Source organism: Hymenobacter yonginensis (genome assembly GCF_027625995.1).
GTDB classification, from domain to species: domain Bacteria; phylum Bacteroidota; class Bacteroidia; order Cytophagales; family Hymenobacteraceae; genus Hymenobacter; species Hymenobacter yonginensis.
On record NZ_CP115396.1, the window covers coordinates 449,782 to 475,865 of the forward strand.

General features: G+C 60.4%; 29 protein-coding genes. 6 read left to right on the forward strand and 23 right to left on the reverse strand.

Annotation, left to right across the window (positions count from 1 at the left end):
- Window positions 1–3: 3 nt before the first annotated feature.
- The 4 genes from O9Z63_RS01980 to O9Z63_RS01995 all read right to left on the reverse strand — a co-directional run bounded on the left by O9Z63_RS01980 (window position 4) and on the right by O9Z63_RS01995 (window position 2,555).
- Window positions 4–333, reverse strand: a complete 330-nt coding sequence (locus tag O9Z63_RS01980) for a hypothetical protein (protein ID WP_270127596.1) — start codon at window positions 331–333, stop codon at window positions 4–6.
- 43 nt (window positions 334–376) lie between these two features.
- Window positions 377–667, reverse strand: a complete 291-nt coding sequence (locus tag O9Z63_RS01985; RefSeq protein ID WP_270127597.1) for an antibiotic biosynthesis monooxygenase family protein — start codon at window positions 665–667, stop codon at window positions 377–379.
- Window positions 668–695: 28 nt separating this feature from the next.
- Window positions 696–1,667, reverse strand: a complete 972-nt coding sequence (locus O9Z63_RS01990) for a proline iminopeptidase-family hydrolase (RefSeq protein WP_270127598.1) — start codon at window positions 1,665–1,667, stop codon at window positions 696–698.
- A 93-nt stretch (window positions 1,668–1,760) separates the two neighbouring features.
- Window positions 1,761–2,555, reverse strand: a complete 795-nt coding sequence (locus O9Z63_RS01995) for an alpha/beta fold hydrolase (protein WP_270127599.1) — start codon at window positions 2,553–2,555, stop codon at window positions 1,761–1,763.
- 401 nt (window positions 2,556–2,956) lie between these two features.
- Here O9Z63_RS01995 and O9Z63_RS02000 point away from each other — a divergent pair, with 401 nt between their 5' ends.
- Window positions 2,957–4,528 (forward strand): M28 family metallopeptidase, encoded by a 1,572-nt coding sequence (locus O9Z63_RS02000; protein ID WP_270127601.1) that lies wholly within the window; start codon window positions 2,957–2,959, stop codon window positions 4,526–4,528.
- An 86-nt stretch (window positions 4,529–4,614) separates the two neighbouring features.
- On the opposite strand, the gene O9Z63_RS02005 is transcribed toward O9Z63_RS02000, so the two are convergent.
- From O9Z63_RS02005 to O9Z63_RS02020, 4 genes are read right to left on the reverse strand one after another with little or no spacing between them, the layout of a single operon-like run.
- Entirely contained in the window at window positions 4,615–5,475 is an 861-nt protein-coding gene (locus tag O9Z63_RS02005; protein ID WP_270127603.1) for a dienelactone hydrolase family protein, read from the reverse strand.
- Between the two features lie 58 nt (window positions 5,476–5,533).
- Window positions 5,534–6,418 (reverse strand): hypothetical protein, encoded by an 885-nt coding sequence (locus O9Z63_RS02010; protein WP_270127605.1) that lies wholly within the window; start codon window positions 6,416–6,418, stop codon window positions 5,534–5,536.
- Between the two features lie 8 nt (window positions 6,419–6,426).
- Window positions 6,427–6,798, reverse strand: coding sequence for a cupin domain-containing protein (locus O9Z63_RS02015; RefSeq protein ID WP_270127606.1), 372 nt, complete (start codon window positions 6,796–6,798; stop codon window positions 6,427–6,429).
- Window positions 6,799–6,806: 8 nt separating this feature from the next.
- Entirely contained in the window at window positions 6,807–7,055 is a 249-nt protein-coding gene (locus O9Z63_RS02020; protein ID WP_270127607.1) for a Kazal-type serine protease inhibitor domain-containing protein, read from the reverse strand.
- Window positions 7,056–7,322: 267 nt separating this feature from the next.
- Here O9Z63_RS02020 and O9Z63_RS21090 point away from each other — a divergent pair, with 267 nt between their 5' ends.
- The gene (locus O9Z63_RS21090) at window positions 7,323–7,754 is read left to right on the forward strand and encodes a CsbD family protein (RefSeq protein WP_333490328.1); all 432 of its coding nucleotides are present in this window, start codon (window positions 7,323–7,325) and stop codon (window positions 7,752–7,754) included.
- A 150-nt stretch (window positions 7,755–7,904) separates the two neighbouring features.
- On the forward strand, window positions 7,905–8,279 hold the full coding sequence (locus tag O9Z63_RS02035) for a YtxH domain-containing protein (RefSeq protein ID WP_270127608.1): 375 nt from the start codon (window positions 7,905–7,907) through the stop codon (window positions 8,277–8,279).
- Window positions 8,280–8,694: 415 nt separating this feature from the next.
- On the opposite strand, the gene lysS is transcribed toward O9Z63_RS02035, so the two are convergent.
- The 6 genes from lysS to O9Z63_RS02065 form a co-directional block, all read right to left on the reverse strand.
- The gene (gene lysS / locus O9Z63_RS02040; RefSeq protein WP_044013765.1) at window positions 8,695–10,245 is read right to left on the reverse strand and encodes a lysine--tRNA ligase; all 1,551 of its coding nucleotides are present in this window, start codon (window positions 10,243–10,245) and stop codon (window positions 8,695–8,697) included.
- A gap of 190 nt (window positions 10,246–10,435) precedes the next feature.
- Window positions 10,436–11,467, reverse strand: coding sequence for a hypothetical protein (locus O9Z63_RS02045; protein WP_270127609.1), 1,032 nt, complete (start codon window positions 11,465–11,467; stop codon window positions 10,436–10,438).
- A 255-nt stretch (window positions 11,468–11,722) separates the two neighbouring features.
- Window positions 11,723–13,870 (reverse strand): carboxy terminal-processing peptidase, encoded by a 2,148-nt coding sequence (locus O9Z63_RS02050; RefSeq protein ID WP_270127610.1) that lies wholly within the window; start codon window positions 13,868–13,870, stop codon window positions 11,723–11,725.
- 307 nt (window positions 13,871–14,177) lie between these two features.
- The gene (locus O9Z63_RS21095) at window positions 14,178–15,008 is read right to left on the reverse strand and encodes a hypothetical protein (RefSeq protein ID WP_333490329.1); all 831 of its coding nucleotides are present in this window, start codon (window positions 15,006–15,008) and stop codon (window positions 14,178–14,180) included.
- 165 nt (window positions 15,009–15,173) lie between these two features.
- Window positions 15,174–15,542 carry a hypothetical protein gene (locus O9Z63_RS02060; RefSeq protein ID WP_270127611.1) on the reverse strand — a complete coding sequence of 123 codons (369 nt, stop codon included), beginning with the start codon at window positions 15,540–15,542 and terminating at the stop codon, window positions 15,174–15,176.
- Between the two features lie 124 nt (window positions 15,543–15,666).
- Window positions 15,667–16,857, reverse strand: coding sequence for a proline dehydrogenase family protein (locus O9Z63_RS02065; protein WP_270127612.1), 1,191 nt, complete (start codon window positions 16,855–16,857; stop codon window positions 15,667–15,669).
- A gap of 159 nt (window positions 16,858–17,016) precedes the next feature.
- Between O9Z63_RS02065 and O9Z63_RS02070 the strand changes: the two genes are divergently transcribed.
- On the forward strand, window positions 17,017–18,111 hold the full coding sequence (locus O9Z63_RS02070) for a chorismate mutase (RefSeq protein WP_270127613.1): 1,095 nt from the start codon (window positions 17,017–17,019) through the stop codon (window positions 18,109–18,111).
- 89 nt (window positions 18,112–18,200) lie between these two features.
- Here the strand turns inward: O9Z63_RS02070 and O9Z63_RS02075 are convergent, their stop codons facing one another.
- The 3 genes from O9Z63_RS02075 to O9Z63_RS02085 all read right to left on the reverse strand — a co-directional run bounded on the left by O9Z63_RS02075 (window position 18,201) and on the right by O9Z63_RS02085 (window position 19,751).
- Window positions 18,201–18,677: a hypothetical protein gene (locus tag O9Z63_RS02075; protein ID WP_270127614.1), complete on the reverse strand. Its 477-nt coding sequence runs from the start codon at window positions 18,675–18,677 to the stop codon at window positions 18,201–18,203.
- A gap of 19 nt (window positions 18,678–18,696) precedes the next feature.
- Entirely contained in the window at window positions 18,697–19,110 is a 414-nt protein-coding gene (locus tag O9Z63_RS02080; RefSeq protein WP_270127615.1) for a hypothetical protein, read from the reverse strand.
- 200 nt (window positions 19,111–19,310) lie between these two features.
- The gene (locus O9Z63_RS02085) at window positions 19,311–19,751 is read right to left on the reverse strand and encodes a hypothetical protein (protein WP_270127617.1); all 441 of its coding nucleotides are present in this window, start codon (window positions 19,749–19,751) and stop codon (window positions 19,311–19,313) included.
- Window positions 19,752–19,877: 126 nt separating this feature from the next.
- Here O9Z63_RS02085 and aroB point away from each other — a divergent pair, with 126 nt between their 5' ends.
- Both aroB and O9Z63_RS02095 read left to right on the forward strand, forming a co-directional pair.
- The gene (aroB, locus tag O9Z63_RS02090) at window positions 19,878–20,918 is read left to right on the forward strand and encodes a 3-dehydroquinate synthase (RefSeq protein ID WP_270127619.1); all 1,041 of its coding nucleotides are present in this window, start codon (window positions 19,878–19,880) and stop codon (window positions 20,916–20,918) included.
- Between the two features lie 37 nt (window positions 20,919–20,955).
- Entirely contained in the window at window positions 20,956–22,314 is a 1,359-nt protein-coding gene (locus tag O9Z63_RS02095) for a 3-phosphoshikimate 1-carboxyvinyltransferase (protein WP_333490330.1), read from the forward strand.
- A 229-nt stretch (window positions 22,315–22,543) separates the two neighbouring features.
- On the opposite strand, the gene O9Z63_RS02100 is transcribed toward O9Z63_RS02095, so the two are convergent.
- The 6 genes from O9Z63_RS02100 to O9Z63_RS02125 all read right to left on the reverse strand — a co-directional run bounded on the left by O9Z63_RS02100 (window position 22,544) and on the right by O9Z63_RS02125 (window position 26,083).
- Window positions 22,544–23,347, reverse strand: a complete 804-nt coding sequence (locus O9Z63_RS02100) for an ABC transporter substrate-binding protein (RefSeq protein WP_270127620.1) — start codon at window positions 23,345–23,347, stop codon at window positions 22,544–22,546.
- 105 nt (window positions 23,348–23,452) lie between these two features.
- The gene (locus tag O9Z63_RS02105; RefSeq protein WP_270127621.1) at window positions 23,453–23,749 is read right to left on the reverse strand and encodes a hypothetical protein; all 297 of its coding nucleotides are present in this window, start codon (window positions 23,747–23,749) and stop codon (window positions 23,453–23,455) included.
- Between the two features lie 137 nt (window positions 23,750–23,886).
- Complete coding sequence (locus O9Z63_RS02110; RefSeq protein ID WP_270127622.1) at window positions 23,887–24,957, reverse strand: M42 family metallopeptidase; 1,071 nt, start codon at window positions 24,955–24,957, stop codon at window positions 23,887–23,889.
- Window positions 24,958–25,003: 46 nt separating this feature from the next.
- Window positions 25,004–25,525, reverse strand: coding sequence for a GNAT family N-acetyltransferase (locus O9Z63_RS02115; RefSeq protein ID WP_270127623.1), 522 nt, complete (start codon window positions 25,523–25,525; stop codon window positions 25,004–25,006).
- 43 nt (window positions 25,526–25,568) lie between these two features.
- Window positions 25,569–25,799 (reverse strand): type II toxin-antitoxin system MqsA family antitoxin, encoded by a 231-nt coding sequence (locus O9Z63_RS02120; protein ID WP_270127624.1) that lies wholly within the window; start codon window positions 25,797–25,799, stop codon window positions 25,569–25,571.
- Window positions 25,800–25,801: 2 nt separating this feature from the next.
- Window positions 25,802–26,083, reverse strand: coding sequence for a DUF4258 domain-containing protein (locus O9Z63_RS02125; RefSeq protein WP_270127625.1), 282 nt, complete (start codon window positions 26,081–26,083; stop codon window positions 25,802–25,804).
- Window position 26,084: the final 1 nt, after the last annotated feature.

Here is a 26,084-nt window from a genome sequence, read left to right on the forward strand (position 1 = left end):
GGATCAGTGAAACTGGATTCTAGCCAATAGCGCCTGAACATTATTCTGTAATCCAGCTGCCACGCCGTGCGCTGTATTCTTATTGAAGTGACCGTAGGTCTTGTATTCAGAAAGGCAGAAATGCTCCTCCATATCGTCGTACCAAATGATGCGTCGGCCGCAGACGGCCACCACCCAAAAGCTGTCCTCTCCGCTGCCGTAGGTATCATATTGCCACTTTTCCGGAAAGATTTTCACCAGCTCCCACAGCCGCTCTACTTCACCGCGCATCTCGCTTTCTGCTGAAAGTATGTCGTCGTAGAGTTCTTCAAGAGAAATTGGTTGCCAATCCATGTAGTAGTTGAGGAGGGGATAATTGTAGTTGATTGACGAAGAATCACGCCACCACCGCATAGTGGTTCATCTCCTCAATACTGGCGTAAAACGGTTTCACCAGCTGAAAAAACGCCCCGAAATCCGCGCTTTTGCGGAAGCCCTGCAGGTGCCGCTCCACCGATGTCCATTCGATGCGCCAGATAAACAGCTCCACGTCTTCCTCGCAATGCGCCAACTGGTAGCGGAGGCAGTCGGGGGCGGCGGCCAGCATGTGATTAGCTTGCCGGATGGCTTCGAGGAAGGCCGGCTGCTGTTCGGCGGCAATGCGGTAGCGGATGTATTCGACGGTCATGGCGGCAGAAGGAAAAGGATAGCAGAAGTTACCCTTTCCGCTCCATTTTCCGCAGGAACTTAATCAGGGCCGGAAAGTAGTGTTCCGGGTCGTCCCACATGGCGTAGTGCGAGCCTTCGGGGCAGACGTAGGCCTGGCAGTTGGGAATGTGCCTTTGCATGTAAGCAATGTCGGCCGGCGGCACGAAGTCGTGCTTTGCGCCGATAACCAGCGTGGGCGGCTTGATGACGGCCAGCCGTTCGGAGAAGTCCCAGGCCAGCATGAAGGGCATAAAGGCGCCGGCGTAGGCGCGGGTGATGTGGGCTTGGCTGCGCGTGAACGTCGGGTGCTCCGGCATCCGGCGCATCATATGTAGGCTACGAAACTCCTTGGTAACGGCTGGCGTGATGTGCGGGGATAGGCTCATCAGCCCCATTGTATCGAGGCCGGCCACGACCTTGCCCTCCTGTGCGGCCTGCCGCCGGATGATATCCGCATACTGGCTGAACCGGTTCTTGTTGAACACCATGGCCTTGTAGCCGATGTTGGACGTGATGAGTCCTTTGATGTGTTCGGGGTGCTTGGCGGCGTATTCCAAAGCCAGCATGCCGCCCCAGGAGTGGCCTAGTAGGTAGAACTGCTCCAGGCCCAAGCCCTGGCGTACTTGTTCTACTTCCTCCACAAAGCGCGCAATCGTCCAGATGCTCAGGTCGTCGGTTTTATCGGAGTGGTAGGAATTGAGCTGGTCGTAGTAATAGATTTCCACGCCTTCTTTGGCGAGGTACTGCGGGAAGTTCTCGAAGTATTCGTGCGTGTTGCCGGGTCCGCCATGCAGCACCAATAGCTTGATTTTTCCCTCCCCCACCTTCTGGGTCCAGACCTGGTACTTGCCATCGACGGTGATCATGCGCACGCCGGGGGCCTGCATTTTGGCGGTGTAGCTGCTGTCTTTGGCCTGGGCGCGCAGCGCGAAAGGGGCCAGCAGCAGGGCCAGGGCGAGCAGCAGACGGTGATAAATCAAGCGGATAGCAGGAAAAGTAGGTAGACGGATAGGTGGCCGCAACCGGCCACAAAGGCATCAAGATGCGGAAAAATCCGGAGCCACCTAAGTTCCTCAGGCTGCCATAAAGGACTGCAGTACCGTCAGGGTTTCCAGCGGCGCACTCACGTGGGGGCAGTGCCCGCTGATGGGCAGGGTCACGAGGGTGGCCTGCGGAATGGCGGCCAGCAGATAGGCGCCTACTTCCAGCGGCGCTACCAAATCCTGCGCGCACTGCACCAGCAGGCAAGGAGTAGTCACCCGTTCCAGATCATGCCGGTTGTCGGAGGTGAAAGTTACGCGCGCAAACTGCTTGGCAATGAGCTGATCATTCTTGCAGAAGCGGTGCGAGAGTTCCATCACTAGGGAAGGCCGGTCGGGCGTGCCCATGACGAAATGCGCAAACGAATCGGCCCAGCCCACAAAGTCCGTTTCCATGTACGCCAGCATGGAGTCGATATCGGTTTGCTCGAAGCCGCCGTGGTAGTCGGGGTGGTTGGTGTAGCAGGGTGAGGGGCACAGCAGCAGCAGCTGCCGAAACAGCCCGGGCTCCTCAATGGCGGCCAGCATACAGATCATGGCCCCCACGGAATGACCAATCAGCGTAACCTGGGTAAGCTTCAGGTGCCGGCAGATGTCCAGCAGGTCTTGCGTGTAGCCGGCCAGCGACGCGTACTTATCTGGCTCATAGGCGGCAAAATCAGCGTCGCCGGCGCCCATCTGGTCGAATAGGACGACACGAAATTGCTTAGCCAGAGTAGGAGCCACGGAGCCCCAAATGCTCTGGTCGCAGCCGTAGCCATTTACGAGCAACAGCGTACGCGGCCCGTGGCCGAATACGCGGACGTTGTTGCGTTTGAGAATGTCCATAACAACCGTGTATAACTCTTGTGTTCTGACTGTTACGTGGATAAACATAGGAAGTAAATAAATCTCATATAGAAAACAGCATATAGTAAAATCGGGAATTCGTATCCCATATTGCGCCCCGCCAGTAGAGTGGAGGCTGGGGTGGCCGCTGATATTCTCGTAAGCTGGACAGTGCACCCGCTGAGCCAGGAAATTGCCCCAAACGCTAGGCAGATCATGCCACTGTCTGCTTGCTGCACGGCATAAAAACAGGCGGGTTTTTCAAATTGGGAGAGGTTTCCGGAGTAGACAAGCTGTCACCTACCTGCTGGCTGTGGAGGTCGGCCGACTAGCAGACGCGCAACGTCAGTGGCTTTCTGGAGACTTTGGGGTTCTGATTCTCCATTTTCCATCTCGTTTCTATGAAAGTACTTCCACTCATCACCCTGGTGGGTGTCAGCCTGGCGGCAGCCGCTCCGGCGCTGGCCCAGCAGGGCACCAAAGCCGACCCGGCCGTGCTGGCCAAAATCAAAGACGAGGGCTTGAACCGCTCGAAGGTGATGGAAACGGCCTTCTACCTCACCGACGTCTGCGGACCGCGCCTGGCCGGCTCCGAGGGCCTCAGCCGGGCTCATGCCTGGACCAAAAAGCAGCTCACCGACTGGGGCCTCACCAACGCCGAAGTAGAGCCCTGGGGCACCTTCGGCCGCGGCTGGGACATCGAGAAGTCGTACGTAGCCATGACGGCACCCTACTACCACACGCTCATCGGGGCGCCCAAAGCCTGGACGCCGGGCACCAACGGCGCCCTCAAAAAGCAGGTGGTGGTGGTGAAGGCCCGAAATGTAGCCGGCCTGGATGAATACAAAGGCCGGCTGAAAGACAAGATTGTGCTGCTGGAGGTGGCCAACCCGCCCCAGCCCAATTTCGAGCCAGATGCCCGCCGCCACACCGACGAGGCCTTGCAGAAAATGGCCGACTACAAGCCCGAAGGGCCTCTGACCGCAACCCCACAACAGCAGCAGGCCACCAAGCAACGACAGGAGTTGAGCGCCATGCGCGCCCGTATGGCCGATATGTTTGTCAGCGAGGGCGCCGCAGCCATCCTGAGCTCCCGCGGCGGCTCCGATGGCACGTTCTTCACCAGCAACGGCGCACCCTACGCCGCCGACGCCAAGCCCGTGCTGCCCGAGTTGGAAATGGCGCCCGAAGACCAACTCCGCCTGATTCGGTTGGCTGATGCCGGCATTCCGGTGGAAATTGAGCTGGAAACCCGCACCAAGTTCCAGACGCAGGATCTGAAAGGCTACAATGTGGTGGCCGAAATTCCGGGCACCGACAAAAAGCTGAAAAGCGAAGTGGTAATGCTCGGCGGCCACCTCGACTCCTGGCACGCCGCCACCGGCGCCACCGATAACGCCGCCGGCTGCGCCATCATGATGGAGGCCGTGCGCATTCTGAAAGCCAGCGGTGTGCAGCCGCGTCGCACCATCCGGATTGCGCTGTGGGGCGAGGAGGAGCAGGGTTTGTTCGGCTCGCGCAACTACGTAAAAAACCACTTTGCCGACCCCGCCACCATGAAGCTGCTGCCCGCCCACGAGAAGCTGGCTGCGTACTTCAACCTCGACAATGGCGCCGGCAAAATCCGCGGCGTCTACGCGCAGGGCAACGAAGGCGTGGTGCCCATCTTCCAAGACTGGCTCAAGCCCTTCGCCGACATGGGCGCTACCACCGTGACGCTACGCAACACCGGCGGTACCGACCACCTCTCGTTCGATGCCGTAGGGCTGCCCGGCTTCCAGTTCATCCAAGACCCGCTCGACTACGGCACCCGCACCCACCACACCAACATGGACACCTACGAGCGCCTGCCCGCCGACGACCTCAAGCAGGCCTCGGTACTGGTTGCCTCCTTCGTGTACCAAGCCGCCATGCGCGACCAGAAGCTGCCCCGCAAGCCCCTGCCCGCCGCCAAGCCCGAAAACAAAAGCTAATCTGCCAATAGCTCAGGCGACAAACGACAGCGCCCCACCGAAACTGGTTTGGTGGGGCGCTGTTGCGTTTTGGGGTCCGGGTTCGGTTAGCTGAGGGTTTCTTTGAAGAGCTTGAGTGTCCGGTCCCAGGCCAGCTTGGCTGCTTCGGCGTTGTAGCGGGCCGGCGACGAGTCGTTGTTGAACGCGTGGTTGACGCCCTCATACACGTACTGATCGAACTTGATGCCCGCGGCCGTGAGGGCCGCCGCGTAGGCGTCTTTGCCGGCATTCACCCGCTCATCTAGGCCGGCGTAGTGCAGCAACAGGCGCGCCTTGATGCTAGGCACATCCGACACGGGCGGCTGGGTGCCGTAGTAGGCCACAGCGGCGTTGAGGGCCGGGTCGGCAATAGCTAGCTTATTGGCCATGGCGCCGCCCCAGCAGAAGCCCATGCAGCCGGTGCGGCCGTTGCTTTCGGGGTGGCGGCGCAGGTAGGCCAGCCCGGTGAGGTAGTTCTGCAGGTTCTGCTTCGGGTCGAGCTTGCCGATGAGCGCGCGGCCCTCGTCCTCGTTGGCCGGCGTGCCCCCGAACCCCGACAGCGCATCCACGCCCAGCGCCAGGTAGCCGGCCGCCGCCACGCGGCGCGTTACGTCTTTGATGTGCGGCGTCAGGCCTCGGTTTTCGTGAATCACCACCACGGCGCCGCGCTTCTTCTTGGACTTGGGGTGCACCAGGTAGCCTTTCATGGTCACGCCGTCGGCGCCGGGCCAGGTTACGTCTTCCATCAGCAACTCATCGTTCTTCTGAGGTATGCTGGCGGCTTGCGCGTAGCCGGGCTCCAGCGCCGCCAGGGCCGCGGCGGCCAGGGCCGTGCCGCCGGTCAGCTTCAGCAGGCGCTCCATAAACTCCTTGCGGCTGAGCGGCGCGTGCGTGTACTCGTCGAACAGGTTGATAATGCGCTGGTCCATAGAATAGAGAAGTAAGGGGAAGACAACAGCAAGATAGGCAGGAAGCCGGAAGTCCGGGCTAGGTGGCCGGCTCGTCGCCGGCGTACACGGTTTCGCGGGGCGGAAACAGCCGGTCTACCAGGTGCACCAGGCGCCAGCGGGTGTTTTTCAGCATCTTCTTCACCGGCACAGCCCGGAAATTGAAGTCGGCCAGAGCGGCCACTTCCTCATCCACGGTGCGCGCCTTCAGGCTCGATTCCAGCAAAAACAGGCTGATGGCATCGTTCCACTCGTCCTTGTTGCTCCAGTAATGCCCGATGTAGGGCCGCGCCGCCCGCAGCTCAAACTGCTCCTGCAGCGCCACCGACAGCGCAAACTGCTCAATCAGGCGCGGCGTCACGCCCTGCCGGCTCAGGTCGTCGCAGATGGCCAGGGCCAGCGCAATGGCCGCCGGGCCGCCCACAGCCGGAATGCCCACCACGCCCGCGTTCCACATGGCGTGGCGCTCGTGCAGCTTCACGCCGCCGAAGGTTTGGCCTCCGGTCTGGCGCCACATCAGCTTCTCGGTTTTGCTGCCGAGCACCGACAGCGCGCCTTCCGGCTCGTGCATAAACGCCGTGCCGACCGCCAGCGCCTGCTGCAGCGCCGCAAAGGAGCCATGCAAAAAGGTGTCGGTGTCGAGGTACAGAATGGCCTGCCCGGGGCTGCGCCCGGCCACGTACTCCAGGGCCTTGATCTTGACGCGCCAGAAAAAGTCGAACTCGCCCTTCCACTCGCGTAGCGTAGCCGCATCAACAGGCAGCACCGTTACATGGTCGGTTAGGTGGCGGTAGAAGTCGGGCGCATCCGTCACCACCGTAATGCCACTGAGACCGGCGCGGTGGCGCAGAAACGACAGAATGGAAAACTGGGCCTGAAAATGATTCCGGACCGCGTCGCCAAACACCAGATACAGCAGGTTCATCGGCGGTACTATTCTTCCTCGCGGTGCACCGTGGCGGGCGAGAAAGCCGGCACGCACACCGACCAGTACTCGCACTCGGCCTCAAATGGGTTGGAGTAGCGCACCCGCGCCCCGGCCTTAATCAGCAGCGACTCGCCGGCGCCCAACTCCACTACGTCGCCGTCAATCTCAAACCGCTTGCGGCCCCGCACCACTATCGTTACCTCGTCGAACTCGGGGCGCTGGTGCGGCTCGCTCCACTGCGGCGGAGCCACCATGTGCGCCACGCTGTACTGGCTAGTGCCGGTGCTGGCCTGCCCGATGTGCTCCTCAATGAGCTTGCCATCGGTAGTGGGCACGATGAAGGGGTTTTGCTGACGGAAATAGCGTTTCTCAGACATGGTGAAAACTAGCGGGGAGTAGGGGTGGAGGGAGTAGCAGCACAGGGACCGGGCGTGAAGCTCGTGACGCCCGCGTTGGTGGCCGTGCAGGCGTTGGCGTAAGTCTGGCCGTCGCAGCCGCACACGGGGTCGTATTGCATGGTGCACATGGCATCTTTCCGGATCTTGGCCGGGTCGATGCAGGCGTTGGCAGCCGGTGGGGTGGCCCGCTGGCAGGCGCCAGCCAGCAGCAGCAGCAGCGGAAGAAGCGTTTTCATACGAACAGCAGTTGGAGACGAATGACCAGACGAAAGTAGAGGTTCGGGGGCACATACGGGCTGCCGGGCCCGGCAGGCCACTATTCAGCGGAGGGCATATAGCGGGTTACCCATCTTTTTTAGGGGCGAGTTATAACCCCGGCTGCCACACGCCGTATTAGGCATCAGAATGGCACAAACCCGGGCCTCAGCCAGGGTTTTGGCGGAAATCATCCCGGCCACGCCACCCAACCGAAACTCATTCATCACCATTCTCTCCCCACTACCATGTCGTATCACGAAGAAGACAACTCCGGCAAAATTCTCCTCGCTGCTCTGGCCGGTGCCGGTGCTGGCATTATTGCAGGCCTGCTGATGGCCCCCGATAAAGGCAAAGCTACCCGCGAAAAAATCGGCAGCGCTGCCACCAAGTACAGCGGCCAGTTCGGCGAGCAGCTGTCGAAGTACGGCGAAGAGCTGGACGCCAAGTTCAAAGGCTACGTTGAGAAGCTGGAAGACCTGACCGGCTCGACCGGCTCGAGCCTGAAGCTGAAAGGCGACTGGAACACCGCCAAAGGCAAGCTGAAGCAGCAGTACGCGCAGCTGACCGACGAAGACCTCGACTATGCCGATGGCAAAGGTGATGAGCTGGTGGGCCGTCTGCAGAACAAGCTCGGCAAAGCCAAAAATGAAGTAGTGAAAATGCTGAACGACCTGTAGGTCATCAGGCAGCACTATGCTGAAAGCCCCCCGGTTTCTTTGGAAGCCGGGGGGCTTTTTTTAGTTAACCAACTCGGCATTCTGCGCGTTATACCGTCCTACGCCAGCAGGCAGCTGGCGGCTCGTTTCATCCTAAACTCTGTGCGCGGTATGCAAGACACGAAAGGCAAAGTAATCTTCTCGCTGCTGGCTGGCGCCACGGCTGGCATCGTGACGGGCCTGCTGCTGGCACCCGAAACCGGCGACGAAACCCGCAGCGGCCTCAAAAAGTCCGCCTCTAAGCTTGGCGAGGATCTGAGCAAGCTGTTCAAAGATGGCCTGAGCCACTTCGGCGCCGCCGGCACGCCCGCTGCCCGCAACCCGCAGCACCAGGCCGACCGCTCCGCCGCCGACCAGCTGCTGAACTCGCTCAGCAGCGCCACCAAGGCCCCCGCCACTCCCGACCCGGTAGAGGACAACGACTCCGATTACGACGGCATCGGCAGCGACACGCGCCATTCGGCGGGCTACGGCCGCCCGAAATAATTCTTAAAAAAAATGCGTCAGGTGTAACCTGTCACGTATCTAGCCGTTAGAGAAGATATAACCGACTTGAAAGAAGATCGGAGAAGTTATTGAAGTAAAATTGCCGGCAGCCGAGCTTCTATTGAGAGAGTATTTCTCGGTAGTAAAATCTGGTTCGCCCATCGCAAGCTTCTTCAGTAGACCCCGATTGGAAGGGTAAGTCAGTTATATATAAAGGAAAGCCTCCCACGAATAATGCGTGGGAGGCTTTCTGATTTTAAACGCAGATTTTGCAGATCAAGACGAATTGCACAGATGCTGGCCTTGATAACCTAGCCGGCGCTGCATGAAATCCCCGGACTGATAAAAACCCCAACGGGGCTGACCAGATGGCCAGCCCCGTTGGGGTTTTTGCTGCTTTGTAGCGGCTGATGGGCTACGCGTGCGGGGCGTTTTCCGACTTCGTGTTTTCCGGCTTCATCTGCGGGAAGAACAGCACGTCCTGGATGGAGTTGGAGTTGGTCATGATCATGCTCAGGCGGTCGATACCAATGCCCAAGCCGGCCGTAGGCGGCATGCCGTACTCCAGGGCGCGCAGGAAGTCCTCGTCGAGCACCATGGCCTCGGTGTCGCCGCGCTTGCCCAGTTCCAGCTGCTCCTCGAAGCGGGCGCGCTGGTCGATGGGGTCGTTGAGCTCGGAGAAGGCATTGCAGATTTCTTTGCCGTTGCAGATGGCCTCAAACCGCTCCACCAGCCCCGGCTTACTGCGGTGCTTCTTGGCCAGCGGCGACATCTCCACCGGATAGTCGGTGATGAACGTGGGCTGGATCAGCTTGGGCTCCACATGCTCGCCGAAGATTTCGTCGATGATTTTGGCTTTGCCCATGCTCGGGTCGAGGCCTACTTTCAGCTCCTTGGCGGCTGCGCGCAGCTCGTCCTCGCTCTTGCCATCAATGTTGAAGCCCGTGAAGTGCTCAATGGACTCGGCCATGGTGAAGCGTTTCCAGGGACGCTGGAAGTTGATGAGGTTTTCGCCCACCTGCACTTCGGTTTTGCCGTGCAGCGCCAGCGCCACCTGCTCCACCATTTCCTCCACCAGGTCCATCATCCAGTAGTAGTCCTTGTACGCTACGTACAGCTCCATCTGGGTGAACTCGGGGTTGTGGAAGCGCGACATGCCCTCGTTGCGGAAGTCCTTGCTGAACTCATACACCCCATCGAAGCCGCCCACGATGAGGCGCTTCAGGTACAGCTCGTTGGCAATGCGCAGATACAGCGTCATGTCCAGCGTGTTGTGGTGCGTTTTGAACGGGCGGGCGGCCGCACCGCCGTACAGCGGCTGCAGGATGGGGGTTTCCACCTCTAGGTAGCCTTTGTCGTTGAGGTAGTTGCGCATGGCCTGCACCAGCTGGGTACGCTTGATGAAGGCTTCGCGCACGTGCGGGTTCACCACCAAATCCACGTACCGCTGGCGGTAGCGCTGCTCGGGGTCGGTGAAGGCATCGTAGGTTACTTTCTCGCCAGTGGCCTCGTCGGTGCGCTCCTTCACCACGGGCAGCGGGCGCAGGCTCTTGCTGAGCACCGTCAGGCCCGTCACGTGGATGGAGGTTTCGCCCACCATCGTCTTGAACACATGGCCCTTTACGCCCACGAAGTCGCCCAGATCCAGCAGCTTCTTGAACACGGTGTTGTAGAGCTCCTTGTCTTCGCCGGGGCAAATCTCGTCGCGGTTGATGTAGAGCTGGATGCGGCCTGAAGCGTCCTGTAGCTCCGCGAAGGAGGCCTTGCCCTTCACCCGAATCGACATCAGCCGGCCTGCCAAGCTTACATCCTGGAAGTTGTTGAGCTCAGGGTGGTAGTTGTCGTGGATTTCCTGTGCGTAGAAATTCACGTCAAACAGCTCGGACGGATACGGCTCAATGCCCAGCTTCTGAAGTTCTTCGAGCTTCTGGCGGCGTATGATTTCCTGTTCGCTGAGGTGCTGCATGGGGGAGGGCGTAAAAACAGGGCCCCGCAGGGCCGGAAAAGTCAAGCTGCAAAAGTAAGGCGGCCTGTCCGGCTAACCTAACAGCTAGGGGCCCCCGTTCGGTTTTCAGCCCCAAGCAAAAAGCGCCGCCCCAAAGGAGCGGCGCTTACGTGTATATGGAGTGAGGTGTACTTGGTAGCGGTTGCGGGCACTAGGCGGCAATGCCCATCTGCGGCAGCGGCGCCTCGCCCGTGAGGGTAGGCTGCACGCGGGTGCGCAGCCGGTCCTCCACGAAGCTGTGCTGCAGGTGCTTGGGCAGCTCGGCCACCAGTTGTTGGTAGCGCTCCAGGCCCATGGCCTTGGCCACGTAGGTTTCGTGGATGCCGTTGAGGTAGCTCACGATGTTGAGCAGCGACTGGTGGAACAGTTTGAAGTCAATCTCGGCCTCAATGAACCGCTCAATCTCGCGGCTGGTCTGCGAGATGCGCAAGCGGCCCAGTAGATCGAAGATGGTGGTGTAGCCGAGGCGCCAGGTGATCTGCTGCCAGTGCGAGGCCGTCCACTTGTCGAGCACCTTGCCGGTTTTCTGGCTGCGGATGGCCGTGTTGGGGTTGGCCTGAATCTGCTGGCGGGTGGCCGTAGCCTTGAGCTTGCGGGTGGTGCGCAGAAACTGCCCGATCTGGGCCTGCGCGTCAATCTCCTTGCCGGCAATGTGCAGGCCGGCCTTGTAGCCCGCCAGCGGCAGCCGATGGATGCTGAAGTCACCGTAGGCCCCGGCGGCGTAGAACGACACCGGCCGCGGGTAGGCATTGCGCACCACCAGCCGGCCCACCTCCCGCCGCACCAGCGACGGATTGTTGCCGCGCACGCCGGCCGTGTGCAGAAAGGCCTGCAGCCCGGCCATGATGGTGTGGTAGGCCTGCGGGAACGTCCAGTGCAGGGCGTTGCGCAGGTAGTCCTCGTCGCCTAGCTCGGCCGTGGAGCGCAGCGCGTACTCGGTGCTCCAGCAGGCGTGCAGCAGCTTGGTCACGGCGGTCAGGTCGGCGTCGGTCAGCTCGGCCTGGTGCGCCCGGAAGAAGGGGAGGTGCTGCAGGCCACCGCTGGCGTCGTCGCCTTCCTGAATGTGGTAGTTGATAGCGAAGAAGTAATTGAGAAACACCTGGGCCGGAATCGACTTGCGCCAGGTTTCATCAGCCAGCTTCTGCTGCTCGTCCGTAACGAGCGGAATGATCGGAGTTTCCATGTTCGTCGTCATATCTGTTCAACAGGATGATACTATAGTTAGTTCGCTGTTTGCTAAAAATATTGGGCAAATATATGGCTGTAATTATTTTTGATTATCAATTGTTTAGCAATGATAATGGTGATGCTATTGAAAATAAGTATTAGTGTCGATTTACTAACGATACTGCCGGCGTATAACTGACTGCCGCAGACGCAAAAAAAAGCCTCCGCAACGAGCGTTGCGGAGGCTTTCTGCAGCCGATGATCGGCTAGCTTACATCTGGTCTTTCACCACCGATACGGCCTCACGGAGCGTGATGTCCTTGTTGAGGGTTTTGGTGAAGCGCGAAGCGCGGTTCACTTCCACGGTGTCGGTGCCCAGCGCTTTCAAGTCGATGGACAGCGGGGCAATGGCCAGCGGCTGCGCCGACTTCTGCACGGCCTCGTATTTGTCCGACTCAGCCTTGTTCTGCTCCTGCTCGGCGCGGTAGGCGGTCAGCTTCAGCGACACCTTGGTTTCGTCTTTACGCTTGCGCATCCGCTGCGACAGCTCGTTTACGAGGCGGAAGCTGGGGCTGGCGGCTACGCGGGCCTGGCTGGCCGTACGCAGCTTGTCGAAGGCCGGCGCCTGCGGCCACGAGCGGTAGCGGGCCGGGCTGATTTCGTCCCACTTCAGGGCGTACTCCTGCTCTTTCTCGCCCTGGTCGAGGTAGCTGTACGCGTCGGGCAGGATGATGTCGGGAACCACGCCTTTGAACTGAGTGGAACCGCCGTTGATGCGGTAGAACTTCTGGGTGGTGAGCTTCAGCGAGCCGAACGGCTTGATGCTGTTGAACTCCGCCGGCAGGGCGTCGTCGAGGTCGAAGATGCGCTGCACGGTGCCTTTGCCATAGGTGCTGGCAGCACCCATCACCACACCACGCTTGTAGTCCTGGATGGCGGCAGCCAGAATCTCGGAGGCCGAGGCGCTGTACTTGTTCACGAGTACCACCAGCGGGCCGCTGTACTGCACGCGGGGGTCACGGTCGTTGAGGACGCTGGCGGCACCCTGGCTGCCCTTCACCTGCACTACTGGGCCGCTGTCGATGAACAGGCCGGCCATTTCCACGGCGTCCTGCAGAGAGCCACCGCCGTTGAAGCGCAGGTCAAGCACCATCCCTTCCACTTTCTCCTGCTTGAGCTTTTCCAGCTCCTTCTTCACGTCTTCGGCCGAGCTACGGCCGCCGTTGTCGTTGAAGTCAGCGTAGAAAGTCGGCAGCTTGATGTAGCCAATCTTCTTACCGCCCTCGTTGATGGTGGCCGACTGGGCGTAAGTTTCCTTGATCACCACCACGTCGCGGATGATGGAGATGATGCGGGTGTTGTTGTCGGGCTTGCGCACCGTCAGGCGCACTTCGCTGCCTTTTTTGCCTTTGATGAGCGACACGGCCTTATCGAGGCGCATGCCTTCCACCGATACCGGCTCCTCGGCACCCTGTGCCACGCGCAAAATGATGTCGCCGGCCTTCAGGTCGCCCTGGCGGTAGGAAGCGCTGCCGGGGATGATGTCCGTGATTTTGATCTGGCCATCTTTTTCCTGCAGCGAGGCACCGATGCCCTCAAAGCGGCCGGTCATGGCCACATCGAAGCTCTCCTTGTCACGCGGCGCGAAATACTCGGTGTGCGGGTCGTAGGTGTTGGCAATGGTGTTGGCGTACATGGCCAGCCGGTCGTTGGCATCGTTCTGCAACAGATCCTTGAACTGGTCTTCGAAGTACTTCAGCACCCGCTTGCGGGCTTCCACTTCCATTTCGGCGGGCGTGCGGGTCGGCTCGGTGGTGGTGGCCGCCGAAGGCGTAGCAGAGGTAGAAGCCAGCGGCTTGTCCTTCTTTTTGGCCTGCGTGTCCATCATTTCCGAAATGCGCACCAACGTCTGATACTTCAGAAACTTGCGCCACTCCTCACGCTGGGCCGCTTTGTCGGCGGCGTACGTCATCTTGTCGGGCTCGGTCTCGAAGGCCTCGTCGGTGGTGAAGTCGAACGGCTTGGACAGAATGTCACGGTACAACACCTGCACATCCTTCACCCGCTGATCGAGCACAAGGTTGGTCTGGTCCATGAACTCGTGGGTGCCACGCTTCACTTCGTCGTCAACGGTGTTCTGGTATTTGCGCAGCTGGGCCACATCGGAGGCCAGCAGGAATTTCTTGTTGGAGTCGACGCGCTTCAGATACAGGTCGAATACCCGCTTGGAAAAGGCATCGTCGAGTTTCTCGGGCTGGTAGTGCTGGTAGGTAAGTCCCTGCAGCATAGCCTGCACCAATATGGCGTCTTTCTGAGGCGTACGCGCATCACCGCGGTTGTACAGCTTGTAGGAGGCCAGCACGAATACTGCCAGCACCACCGCGGCGTACAAGCCTATCTTGATTCGGGGAGAAGACATGAAGAATCGGGTGAAATGGAGGAAAATCAAATGTACACAAAAGCCGTCCTGAGAGGTACGGCGCAGCCAAGGTGCCGGTTCTAAAAGAAAAACCCAACTAGTGCCGGTTAAGTGCCCGTTGGCACCGTGGCCTGCAACTGTAGAGGCACCAAACTGACAAAAGAGGTTGCACTCTGCAGCCAGATATAGCTACTTAAAAATCGGGCCACATTGCCAGATGCTCCTGTGAAAAGCCGTTGGTCTGTTACAAACAAAAAAAGGACTCTTCCCGGGTGGGAAGAGTCCTTTTTCGCAAAGCTGCCGGTACTTAGTAGCGGCGTACTTTGTCGCCGTTGTTGCGGCGGAATTCTTCTTCGAAATACTGGGCATCTTCTGCGTTACGGGGTTTCACGCCCATTACGATACCACCGTTTTTCACGTCGTTTTCGTACTCTACAGCATGCTCCTCGGGAATGCCCGAGCCCACCAGGGCGCCTACCAGGCCACCCGTAAGGCCACCGGCACCGGCACCAGCCAGAGCAGCGGCAATCGGGCCGGCAATGATGAGGCCCAAGCCGGGCAGGGCTACCGAAGTACCAATGGCCGCAATAGCGCCAATTACGGCCCCCGCCGTGCCACCGATGGCCGAACCAACGCCGGCACCTTCCATGGCCTTATCACCAAGCTCAGTTTCTACGGTGTTGTCGCCGAAGTGCGTTTTGCGCGTTTCGTCCGACATCAGCAGATTCACGTCGTCCTTGGTGTAGCCACGCGACGAGAGAGAAGAGTACGCACGCTCAGCGCTGTCACGGTCACGGAACATGCCCGTGGTGTAGCTGTTGCCGGAGCCGTAGGTGGTGTCGTTGCCGGTTACGGCGCGGGCAGCATCACCGGCGGCGTTCTGTACGGCATCAATGCCCGAACCTACTACTGCACCAGCAGTACCGGCTACAGCTGCACCTTTCTGGGTGGCGCTGTGGTCATGATGCGGGTTGTTGTCGTTGCTGTCGAGGCTAGGATTGCCGGTGGAGGCGTTGCCCATGTTGCCGCTCGAGGTCGTATTAGCGCCAGTGCCGTAGCCAGTGCCAGCGTTGCCAGTACCGTAGTTTGCGCCTGAACCAGTTCCTGAATTAGTCGGGTTATTCGAAGCAGTGCTCATGAGGTGGGAGAGTTAAATGGAAAAGAATAGAGAAAATATTCGCTGCCGGGTGGATGGTAATGAGCAGCGAATCTGTGGTACTAAACGCGGCCTATTCTGTGAGGGTTGTGCACAAAATTCGGGCTTTTGAGTATCTTATTTTCTCTATTCTATTGTCATTCAACGCTATCCGTATTTCTCGAAGTTCTGCTGGTCTTGCCAGAACGCCCGGCATTCATGGCGCAGATTTTTCAGAAAGTCCTCCTGCTGCTTGAGGGTGCGCCATTCGCCCATGCCCAGCCGCTCGCAGAGCTTGTAAAAATTGTCGCCTTGACCTTTAGAGCCCTGTACTTTCACCAGGCAGCTCAGGATTGGCCGCCCGGCGGCGTGTTCCTGTTCAGAGATTTCCGCCAGCAGTTCATTAAGGCGGCTTTTTTCGTGAGAGATATCCAGATTAAGTCCCAGCTCGGCTTCCTGAACCAGATTCAGGTAGCTGATGGTGCCCACCTGGTGGCGGGCAAAGCGTATTAAGTGGTTTCGAATTCGGCCGAACATGGCGTAGGGAGGAGAGTGATGGGAAGCGGAAAATAGGGAAAAAAAACGCGGCTTCACAATATGCGAAGCCGCGAATATAATAGGCTGTTATTCCGAAAACCTTGCCGGACAGGCAAAGAGCAATCTAGCGGCCCTGGCGGCGGCGCAGCTCTTTCTGGATTAGCAGAAATTCGCGGCTGCTCTGGCCCGCAATGGCGGTGTTTTCGTCGGCGCGGCGCAGCAGGTAGGGCATTACGGCATCCACGGGGCCGTAGGGTACATATTTGGCCGTGTTGTAGCCGGCGTGCGCCAAGTTATAGCTCAGGTTGTCGCTCATGCCGTAGAGTTGCGCGAACCAGATCCGGGGGTCTTGGGGCGCGAGGTCGTGCTGCTGCATGAGTTCCGTGAGCAGGCGCGAGCTGGCTTCGTTGTGGGTGCCGGCGCAGATGCTGATGCGCTCCACGTGCTCCACGCAGTAGCGCAGGGCGTCGTCGTAGAGCTGGTCGGTGGCGGCTTTGGTGGGGTTGATGGGATTGGCGTAGCCGCGCTGCGAGGCCACGCGGGCTTCCTTTTCCATGTAGGCGCCGCGCACCAGCTTGCCACCCAGATAGTAGCCTTCCTGCCGGGCCTCGTCGTGGGCCTGCTTGATTGCCTCCAGGCGGTCCTGGCGGTAGAGCTGGTAGGTGTTCCAGACGATGGCCGACTCGCGGTTGTACTTGCGCATCATTTCGTACGCCAGCTTGTCGATGGTGGCCTGAAACCAGCTTTCCTCGGCATCCACGAACACGCGCACGCCATACTGGTGGGCCCGGTGGCAGATGGCATCTACGCGGGCGTGGGCCCGGTCGTAGCTGGCCTGCTCGGCGGCCGTGAGGGCCGTGCCAGCCTGTACTTTCTCCAGCAAAGCGCTGTCGGCCAGGCCCGTGACCTTGAACACCGAAAACGGAATGTGCGTGGACCGGTGCGCCATGTCCAGCGTGGCCAGAATCTCGTCGCGGGTGTGGTCGAAGCTCTTGTCGCTGCCTTCGCCTTCCACCGAGTAGTCGAGGATGGTGCCGATATGGTAGCGGCCCAGTTCGGCAATCACCGGCACGCACTCCTGGATGGTTTCGCCGCCGCAGAACTGGCTGAAGATGGAGTTCTTGATCAGGAACTTGGTGCCGGGCAAACTCCATTTCAGCGCGGCCTTCATCAGGCCGCCGCCGGTTTTCACCAGCGTGTTGTTGTTCATGGCCGCAAACAGCGCATACATCTTGCGCAGCTCGACATCGGACTTGGAGGCGAAGGCTACGGCCGTATCGTCGAAGGAGATGGGCGGAGCTTGGGTTGTGGGCATCGGGTGGTAGCTTTGGGCAGGTGGATGGGTGACGCAAATATAGCCGTTAAACCCAGGCTAAGCCGGTTGGGTTATGCCAGCAACAGATGCCTGACCAACAGCAGTTGGCGGGCTTTCATTCCGGGCATCTCCCTGCCTGCTTTTATATAGCTGCTTTTTATGAACACACTTCCCGCTGCTACCTTTTTTTCGCGCCTTCTCACCACCAAAGGGCAGCCCCTGCTGATTGCCGGGCCCTGCTCCGCCGAAACCGAGGAGCAGGTGCTGACCACCGCCCGTGGCCTGCAGGCGCTGGGCAACATCGACCTGTTTCGGGCGGGCATCTGGAAGCCCCGCACCCGGCCGGGCTCCTTCGAGGGCATGGGCCGCGAGGCGCTGCCGTGGCTGCAGCGCGTGAAAGCCGAAACCGGCCTGCCCACCGCCATTGAGGTAGCCACGCCGCGCCACGTGGAAGAAGCCCTGGCCCACGGCATCGACGTGCTCTGGATCGGGGCCCGTACTACCGTCAACCCATTTGCGGTGCAGGAGCTGGCCGATGCCCTGGCCGGTACCGGCGTGCCGGTGATGGTGAAAAACCCGGTGAACCCTGACGTGGCACTGTGGGCCGGGGCGCTGGAGCGCATGGAGCGGGCCGGCATTACCGATTTGGCCGCCATCCATCGTGGCTTCAGCACGTTTGCGCCTTCGCGCTACCGTAATGCGCCCACCTGGATGCTGCCCATCGAGCTGAAAACCCGCTTTCCGCACATTCCGCTCATCTGCGACCCCAGCCACATCGGCGGCCGCCGCGACCTGCTGCTGCCCATCGCCCAGAAGGCCCTCGACCTCGACTACGACGGCCTGATGATTGAAACCCACCCCGACCCCGACCACGCCCTCTCGGACGCCGAGCAGCAGGTGACGCCGCAGCGCCTGGGCGAGATTCTGGCCGAGCTGAAGTACCGCTACCGCTCGTCGGACAATGCCGACTACCTCAACAAAGCCGAGGAGCTGCGCCAGAAAATGGACGTGGCCGACCGGGAAATTGTGGAGGCCCTGGCCCGGCGCATGGCGCTGGTAGGCGAGCTGGCCGAGTACAAAAAGGAAAACAACGTAAAGATTCTGCAGCTCGACCGGTGGCAGGAAATCTTCAGCTCGCGGCCGGAATGGGCGAAAAAAGCCGGAGTGAACGAGAAATTCGTGGCCGAGCTCTACAAGCTCATTCACATAGAAAGCATCCGGCGCCAGACCGAGATTCTGCAGCGCCCGGAGTAGCTGTAAACGCCCCACGAAAACAGCCCGCCCTTTCCCTGCAACGGGAAAAGGCGGGCTGTTTTCGTAGGGCAATATTACCCGGTAGGCGCTTATTCGGCTTTCCAGAGGTAGGTTTCGGTGTAGCCGCCATCCACGCAGGCATCTTCGCCAGAGAGCATGAGGTGGGTGCCAGTGGCGTCGGTGCTGAGGCTGTAGGCTTTGCGGTCGTTGTTGGCCAGCTCGGCCTTGAAGGTTACCAGCGGCACGGGTTGCTGGGGAGCACCGCAACGCGGCAGCGTACCCGTGGAAACCTGATAGGGCACTTCCGAAAACGGCTGGCTGTTGTGGCGGATGCTCAGCTGCCCGTTGGTGCCAAATACCAGCTGGCGCGTGTAGCCCACCGTGGCCGGCGACACTAACGGGCCTTCCGTGGCGCTGCTTTGCCATTCCCAATAGCCCTGCTGCTGGGCCAGCGTGTCGAAATTGGCAGGTGGCAGGTCGGTTTCTTCGCGGCAGCAAAGGGCGGCCATATTGGTGGTGCACACCACCAGGGCAAGCGTGAGCAGTGACAACGGGCGTTTGTACATGAGGCGGGGCCGCTATGTGTTAGAGGTTGGCAGAGGCGTACGTTTCGCTGCAGCCGTCGTAGGCATCGTCGGCCAGGCTTAGCGTGCGGGTCTGGAGGTTTAGCTCCACCATGTACTCCCGTTGCTGCGCCGTGAAGGTGATGAAGTCGGCTTCCTGGTTTTTGAGCCGCGAAGTATGGCGGCTGAGCACATAGGGCGTCGTGTAGCGCAGCACGCCGTTTTCCAATATTTTCGCTTGGCCGTCGGCCCCGATAAGTAGCTGCCGGCTGGTGCCGGTGGTGGCCGGAGAGCTGGCGCCGCCCCAGCCGCAGAAGCTGCTTTGCCACTGCCAGGAGCCCACCACGGAAGCCTGTTCCGGGGCAACGTCCTGCTTGGCACAGGCGGAGAAGAGGGTAGCGGCCAGCACCAAGCTGGCGTAGGATAGCGCTTTCATCGGATAAGGGAAATAGTGGAACGATACTGCTAAGTAGTGCGACTTAAGCGCTGCGTATTCAGACAACCGTTAAAAGCATATCAGTGATATGCTTGAACAGAATCTGCCTACTGCTTACATACATCGGCCTACTTGAACGGAAGAGCCAGCTACGCCCCCGAACGGTTGCAACCTCTCCCGAAAAATACCTGACCGTACCCCTACAGAGCCGAGGAGCTGGCCGTGGCCGTAGAGTGAACGGCTGGCAGCCGCACGTAGCTGTGGCGGGTGGTCTGGCCTTTCATTTCCTGCAGATACAGCACATTGCCCGATACCGTGTAGTACTGGCTGCCGGCATAGCCGCGGTACTGAATAATGTGCCGGCCGGGCCGCTGCTGCCGCACCGAAAACGCCGCCGCACTCTGCAGTGCCCCGTCCTGATAAAACATGGCGCGGCCCCGGCGGTCGAATTCCACCACTACTTCGTGGCCGGTGGTGGCCGGAGTGAGCACGTCGGCCGAACCGGTAGAGGATTGCTGCCACTCCCAGCGGCCTACCAACTGCTGCTCCATAGGAGGCATTGAGTCGCGGCTGCAGGCGGCAGATAACAGGCTAACAGCCAATAGCGGGGCCAGGTACTGGGGCCGGGTAAAGAAATACATACCTGAATAGTTAGTAAGTTTCGAGTATATGATCAGAATAAGGTTGAGAACGTTGCACTATGCTAATCATTTTCTGCATTTTATGCAACGAATCTGACTGTTAAGTTTTCTTAAAGCCAGTTTAAATTGAACGAAATCCTGCAAATCGGAGCAAATGCCCTGCCAGAATTGGCCTCTTTTCTGCTTCGGCCGGCAATAAGCCAGGTATTTGTGCTCACCGACGCCAACACCCACCGCCTGTGCTACCCACTGCTGGCGCCCTATCTGCCTGAGCAGCATACAGTACTGGAGCTGCCGGCTGGCGAGGAAGCCAAAACGCTGGCCTCCTGCGAAACCGTGTGGAGCGCGCTGACCGAGCACCGTGCCGACCGGTTTGCGGTGCTAGTGAACCTGGGCGGCGGCGTCATTACGGATCTGGGCGGCTTCTGCGCGGCGCTCTACAAGCGCGGAATCCGGTTTGTGCAGGTGCCCACCACGCTACTGGCGCAGGTAGATGCCAGCGTGGGCGGCAAAACCGGCGTCGACTTTCTGGGCTTCAAAAACCAGCTGGGCGTGTTTCAGGAGCCGGCCGGCGTGTTCATCGAGCCCCGCTTCCTGCAAACCCTCGACCCGCGGCAGCTGAAATCGGGCTACGCTGAAATCGTGAAGCACAGCCTGATTGCCGATGCCGCCGCCTTCGAGGAGCAGCGCCGCACCGGCATGTTCGTCGACGACTGGACAGCTACCATCGAGGCGTCGGTGGCGCTGAAGCAGGGCATTGTGGCCCAGGACCCGCTGGAGGCTGGCCCGCGCAAGCTGCTCAACTTCGGGCATACCGTGGGGCACGCCCTGGAAAGCTACCTGCTCACGCAGCCCGGCCGCGAAATCCTGCACGGCGAGGCTGTGGCGGCCGGCATTATTTGCGAAGCCTGGCTGAGCGTCCAGCGCGGCCTGCTGAGCGCCGCCGAGCTGGACCAGGTGGAAACCTTCCTGTTTTCGGTGTTTGAGAAGGTGCATTTCGTGAGCCTCGAAACCGACGCCATTGCCGAATACGCGCTGCAGGACAAGAAAAACTCGGGCGCTACCATCAACTGCACGTTGCTGGAAGGCATTGGCCGGGGCGTGTACGACCAGCCGGTTACGCTGCACGACGTGGCCGAGTCGTTGCGCTACTACCACCGGCTGTAGGTGGCCCGGTGGCGTCGGCCTGGCCCATAGTTCAGGGTTGAGGGCTATTTTTGCCGCGGGCCGGCCGCTGCGTGGCCCCCGGCGGCGGCGGCCGCTGTTTTTTCTATCACGCCCCGGGCGCCTGCCTGGCGGCTTAGCTCTCTTTGCCATCAACTCTTCCCTCACGCTCACCTGGCCGGCGCAGCCGTTGCGGGGCACGGCCCAGCTGCCGGCTTCCAAAAGTGAAAGCAACCGGGCCCTGATACTGCAGGCCCTGGCCGGCGGCGGCCAGCTCGACAACCTATCCGACGCCAACGACACCCAACTCATGCAGCGCCTGCTGCTGAACCCGGACGCGCCCCGCTTCGATGCCGAAGATGCCGGCACCGTGATGCGCTTTTTGACCGGCTACTTAGCCGCCACGGGCCGCCATACGCACCTCACCGGCACGGCCCGCATGCTGGAGCGCCCCATTGCGGTGCTTGTGGACGCCCTGCGCCAGCTCGGCGCGTCCATCAGCTACGAAGGCCAGGAAGGCTACCCGCCGCTGCAGCTCAACGGCTGGAACCCCACCGCTGCCGCCACCGAGGCCGGCGAGCTGACGGAGCTGCCGGTGCGCGGCGACATCAGCAGCCAGTACATTTCGGCGCTGCTGATGGTGGGGCCCACGCTGCCGCACGGCCTGCGCCTGCGCCTCACTGGCAAGGTGGGCTCGCGCCCTTACATCCGCATGACGCTGGCGTTGATGCAGCACTTCGGGGCCGACTGCCGCGACCTGGGCACGGTGGTGGAGGCTCGTCCCGGCCGCTACCAGCCCACCGACTACACCATCGAGTCGGACTGGTCGGCGGCGAGCTACTGGTACGCCATGGTGGCGCTGGCCCCGGCCGGCTCCTGGCTGACGCTGCCCGGCCTGCGCCGATACTCCTGGCAGGGCGACCAAGCCATTGTGGCCATCATGGCCCAACTGGGCGTGGCCACCGAGTACGTGCAGGACGGCGTACGCCTCACCCAGACCGGCACCCGCACGCCCTTCACCCAGGATTTCACCGACTGCCCCGACCTGGCCCAAACCGTGGCGGTGGTGGCAGCAGCCCTGGGCGTGCCCGTGCTGATGAGCGGCCTCGAAAGCCTGCGCATCAAGGAAACCGACCGGATTTTTGCGCTCCAGACCGAACTGGCCAATTTCGGGGCCTACCTCACTGAGGAAACCGAAGGCCACTTCCGCGTCAGCACCGACGGGTTCCGGGTGAGCGACCAGACCGTGGCCACCTATCACGACCACCGCATGGCCATGGCGTTTGCGCCGCTGGCCCTGCTCGGGCCACTCACCATCGAGGCTCCGCAAGTAGTGCGCAAATCGTATCCGCAGTTCTGGAGCGAGCTGGAAAAGGCCGGTTTTGCAGTAACTGGCTGATTTTTAGTTTTAGCAGTCAGTAGCTGTCATTGCGAGGAGGTACGACGAAGCAATCCTTCCTCTCATTTGATGCAAACTTTCCTCACAGATAAGCCCTCAGGCAGTAGAGAATTCCTCTAAGGTCGAAGGGCTTGTCTGTTATGGCTGCTTAGCGCACAGAAAGGAAGGATTGCTTCGGCACTGGCTTGATGCGCCACCTGCTCGCAATGACAACTGCCTTCGGCAAAAACTACTGCTCCTGCAGGCTCCGCAGATAAGCCGCCGATTCCAGCAACCGGCTGCCGTACCAACTGAACAGCTCCCCATCCACGACGCGGATGGCGGCCTGCGGGCAGAGTGTCTGAAACTCGGCCAGATGCTTTTCCTGGAAAGGGTAGGGCTCCGAGGATAGCAAAATCTGCTGGGGAGCGGCCGCCTGTAGCTGCTCGGGTGTGATTTCGGGGTAGCGGGCCAGGTGGCCGAACACGTTGCGGAAGCCGGCCCGTGCCAGCAAGTCGTCGATGAAGGTGCCCGTAGCGGCCACCATGTAGGGCTTGCGCCAGATGAAATAAGCGGCCGGCACCAGCTCCGCCGGCAGAGGGAGCTGCTGAAACGACACGGCAATCTGCGCGGTCATCTGTTCGGCGGCTTCCTTGCGGCCCCCGATGAACCCAACGCGCCGGATCATGTCCAACGCTTCATCGAGGTGGCTGATGTCGCTTAGCCAGACCGGAAATTGCGCGGCCAGCTGCTCGATACCCTCTTGGTAGTTTTCTTCTTTGTTGCCGATTATCAGATCGGGCCGGAGTTCGGCAATCTTTTCAAAGTCGAAATTCTTGGTGCCTCCGATAACCGTGGCCGTTTGCCGGGCCTCGGGCGGGTGAATGCAGAACTTTGTGACGCCCACCACCCGCTCGCCGAGGCCCAGTGCAAACAGCAGCTCCGTCTGTGAGGGCACCAGCGACACAATGCGGTGTGGCGGGAACGGCACCGCCACCCGGCGGCCCATCTGGTCCGTGACGGTGAGCGGCGGGAAAAGGGGAGGAAGTTGCATGTCGTAACGAAGGAAGCGTAAACGTACCGCGAAGTTCCACTTCGCGACCAGCGCGTATATGGCGCCAAACTGCTCACCAAGGCAAGCGTCTCGCGAAAAGGCAATTCAAGGCAGACGCGGCCAAGCGGCCGGTGCGGCTACAGCAAGTGGAAGTTGCAGGTTTTTCACCCAGCTGTAGTGGTACACGGACGCGTTGGCCGGCTTCATCCGCAATTTGTCACCGTTGGCGCGCCGGAAACTCTGCGCGTCCTTGTAGGAGCGGATATCGGCGGCGTTGCGGACGAAGCGCAACTCGCGGGCGTACCAGCGGCGGCTGTTGCTTATGCTCACCACCATTTCATCCACTACCGGATAGCCATTGACAAAGGCGTTGCGGATAGTGGTTAAACCGGAGATGAACACGGATTTTCTCGGATCAGACGGACTGGTCGGATTTTGCAGACCGTACGGCCGGTCAACAATTGTAGCGCGACGCCGAGGCGCCGCGCTACAATTGTCTACGAAATCCGACCAATCCGTCTGATCCGAAAAATCCGTGATTAGTTGAAATAGCGGAAATCGTGGCCGTCCTCGATGCGCAGCAGCGTTTCGTAGATGAGCTGCGTTACGCTCTGCACGTCGTCCTGATGCACGGTCTCGACGGTGGTGTGCATGTATTTGAGGGGCAGCGAAATCAGGGCCGAGGCCACGCCGGCACCGGAATAGGCAAAAGCATCGGTGTCGGTGCCGGTGGCGCGGGTGGCGGCGGCGCGCTGGAACGGAATGCCCGTTTCCTGAGCCGTCCGGATGATCAGGTCGCGCAGGTTGTTTTGCACGGCCGGACCGTAGGTAATCACCGGCCCTTTGCCGCAGAAAATGTCGCCGCTGGTCTTCTTCTCATACATCGGCGACTGAGTGTCGTGGGTCACGTCGGTGATGATGGCCACGTTGGGCTGAATGCGGTGGGCCACCATTTCGGCCCCGCGCAGCCCGATTTCCTCCTGCACCGCATTTACGATGTAGAGGCCGTAGGGCAGCGTTTTCTTGTTCTCCTTGAGCATGCGGGCCACTTCCGCAATCATGAAGCCGCCTACGCGGTTGTCGAGCGCGCGGCCTACATAAAACTTGTCGTTGAGCACCATGAACTCGTCCTCGAACGTGACGACGGAGCCGACGTGGATGCCCATTTCCTCAACTTCTTCCTTGGAAGAAGCGCCGCAGTCCAGGAACACGGTTTCGATGGTAGGTGCCTTGTCCTGCTCCACCTTGCGCACGTGGATGGCCGGCCAGCCGAACACGGCTTTCACAATGCCCTTGTCGGTGTGGATGTTCACGCGCTTGCTGGGCGCCACCAGCGGGTCGGAGCCGCCGTTGCGACGCAGGTACAGGAAGCCCGACTCGGTGATGAAGTTGACGAAGTAGCTGATTTCGTCGGCGTGGGCCTCAATCACCACTTTGTACTTGGCCTCAGGGTTAATAACGCCCACCACCGTGCCGTAGGTATCCACGAAGTACTCGTCGATGTAAGGCCGGATGTAGTCCAGCCAGATTTTCTGGCCTTCCTTCTCGAAACCGGTAGGAGAGGGGTTGTTGAGATATTTCTGGAGGAAATCGAAGCTTTCTGAGCGCATGGGATGAAGAATCAAAAGATAAAATACAAACGCAGGACCTGATGGTTTAGTCGCCCACCGATAACTGCGGCGCGTGCCAGGCCATCGGAATGTCAGCTTCCAGACCATGCGCGCCGGCTACGCGGCCCTCAAAACGGCCTTCCTGGCGGAAGCCCAGCTTTTCGTACAGCGCAATGGCGCGGGTGTTGCTCTCGCGCACCAGCAGCTCCACGCGGCTTACCTGCGGAAATCGGGCCTGCGCTTGGGTCAGCAGCTCGGTGAACAGCCGCCGCCCCAAGCCCTGGCCCTGCGCGGCGGGCGCAATGGCCACCGTCAGGTCGCCGAGCACGTGGGCGAAAATCTGCAGGCCCGCCTGGTAGGCGTGAATCTCCGCTACCAATTCGCCCGCCTGTTCCGCCACCAGCCCGATGCCCTGGCTCACGCTTCGCGCCAGAAAATGCTGCACGTAGTCCTCGGTTATTTCCTCGGGCCGCCGGGCCAGCCCGCCGCTTTCCGCCGACACGCGCTGGTACAGCCGCCGAATGGCGGGCGCGTCCTGAAGCGTAGAGGGGCGGATGGTGATGGACATGGAAACTGGTAAACCGGAAAATCTACTTGCGAAGTATTAAGTGCTAGCCAGCCAGCCGCCAGCGGGTGATTTCAACTTCCGCCCCTTTGGCCAGCGCCTCGTTAGCGGTGCTGAGTACCTGGGCGGCCACAGATGCCTCCAACTGGTAGTTGCCGCAGTTTTCACATACCCGGGCCGGCACTTCCTTCAGCACCATCACGGCCCCGTCACGCTCCAGTGTGACGGTAGTAACACCAGGCAACAGCTGGCCGGTTTTGCAAAGCGTACAGGTCATGGCTACAGTTTACGGGTGAAGGTTTCGTCCCACAACAACGGGTCCGGCACGTACGCAGTAATCAGCACGCAGATACCCGTTGCCGGATTCTGAGCTACCACTACGTGCAACGGCTGTCCAGCTTCCATGTATAGCAACAAAACGCTGGGATAGGGCGTGTCATCTTCGTAGCGGCGAATCAGCAGTCCGTTCTGCACGGCCTTTTCCACCAGCTGCATATCCAACCGACGGCTGAACATACGCTGTACAACGTGGCTGGTTAGTTCCAGGGCCGTGCAGTTCATG

Coding starts and splice junctions, on each gene's coding strand:
- O9Z63_RS01980 (WP_270127596.1), bottom strand. CDS start 333: ATGGATTGGCAACCAATTTCTCTTGAAGAACTCTACGACGACATACTT.
- O9Z63_RS01985 (WP_270127597.1), bottom strand. CDS start 667: ATGACCGTCGAATACATCCGCTACCGCATTGCCGCCGAACAGCAGCCG.
- O9Z63_RS01995 (WP_270127599.1), bottom strand. CDS start 2,555: ATGGACATTCTCAAACGCAACAACGTCCGCGTATTCGGCCACGGGCCG.
- O9Z63_RS02000 (WP_270127601.1), top strand. CDS start 2,957: ATGAAAGTACTTCCACTCATCACCCTGGTGGGTGTCAGCCTGGCGGCA.
- O9Z63_RS02005 (WP_270127603.1), bottom strand. CDS start 5,475: ATGGACCAGCGCATTATCAACCTGTTCGACGAGTACACGCACGCGCCG.
- O9Z63_RS02010 (WP_270127605.1), bottom strand. CDS start 6,418: ATGAACCTGCTGTATCTGGTGTTTGGCGACGCGGTCCGGAATCATTTT.
- O9Z63_RS02015 (WP_270127606.1), bottom strand. CDS start 6,798: ATGTCTGAGAAACGCTATTTCCGTCAGCAAAACCCCTTCATCGTGCCC.
- O9Z63_RS02020 (WP_270127607.1), bottom strand. CDS start 7,055: ATGAAAACGCTTCTTCCGCTGCTGCTGCTGCTGGCTGGCGCCTGCCAG.
- O9Z63_RS21090 (WP_333490328.1), top strand. CDS start 7,323: ATGTCGTATCACGAAGAAGACAACTCCGGCAAAATTCTCCTCGCTGCT.
- O9Z63_RS02035 (WP_270127608.1), top strand. CDS start 7,905: ATGCAAGACACGAAAGGCAAAGTAATCTTCTCGCTGCTGGCTGGCGCC.
- lysS (WP_044013765.1), bottom strand. CDS start 10,245: ATGCAGCACCTCAGCGAACAGGAAATCATACGCCGCCAGAAGCTCGAA.
- O9Z63_RS02045 (WP_270127609.1), bottom strand. CDS start 11,467: ATGGAAACTCCGATCATTCCGCTCGTTACGGACGAGCAGCAGAAGCTG.
- O9Z63_RS02050 (WP_270127610.1), bottom strand. CDS start 13,870: ATGTCTTCTCCCCGAATCAAGATAGGCTTGTACGCCGCGGTGGTGCTG.
- O9Z63_RS21095 (WP_333490329.1), bottom strand. CDS start 15,008: ATGAGCACTGCTTCGAATAACCCGACTAATTCAGGAACTGGTTCAGGC.
- O9Z63_RS02060 (WP_270127611.1), bottom strand. CDS start 15,542: ATGTTCGGCCGAATTCGAAACCACTTAATACGCTTTGCCCGCCACCAG.
- O9Z63_RS02065 (WP_270127612.1), bottom strand. CDS start 16,857: ATGCCCACAACCCAAGCTCCGCCCATCTCCTTCGACGATACGGCCGTA.
- O9Z63_RS02070 (WP_270127613.1), top strand. CDS start 17,017: ATGAACACACTTCCCGCTGCTACCTTTTTTTCGCGCCTTCTCACCACC.
- O9Z63_RS02075 (WP_270127614.1), bottom strand. CDS start 18,677: ATGTACAAACGCCCGTTGTCACTGCTCACGCTTGCCCTGGTGGTGTGC.
- O9Z63_RS02080 (WP_270127615.1), bottom strand. CDS start 19,110: ATGAAAGCGCTATCCTACGCCAGCTTGGTGCTGGCCGCTACCCTCTTC.
- O9Z63_RS02085 (WP_270127617.1), bottom strand. CDS start 19,751: ATGTATTTCTTTACCCGGCCCCAGTACCTGGCCCCGCTATTGGCTGTT.
- O9Z63_RS02100 (WP_270127620.1), bottom strand. CDS start 23,347: ATGCAACTTCCTCCCCTTTTCCCGCCGCTCACCGTCACGGACCAGATG.
- O9Z63_RS02110 (WP_270127622.1), bottom strand. CDS start 24,957: ATGCGCTCAGAAAGCTTCGATTTCCTCCAGAAATATCTCAACAACCCC.
- O9Z63_RS02115 (WP_270127623.1), bottom strand. CDS start 25,525: ATGTCCATCACCATCCGCCCCTCTACGCTTCAGGACGCGCCCGCCATT.
- O9Z63_RS02120 (WP_270127624.1), bottom strand. CDS start 25,799: ATGACCTGTACGCTTTGCAAAACCGGCCAGCTGTTGCCTGGTGTTACT.
- O9Z63_RS02125 (WP_270127625.1), bottom strand. CDS start 26,083: ATGAACTGCACGGCCCTGGAACTAACCAGCCACGTTGTACAGCGTATG.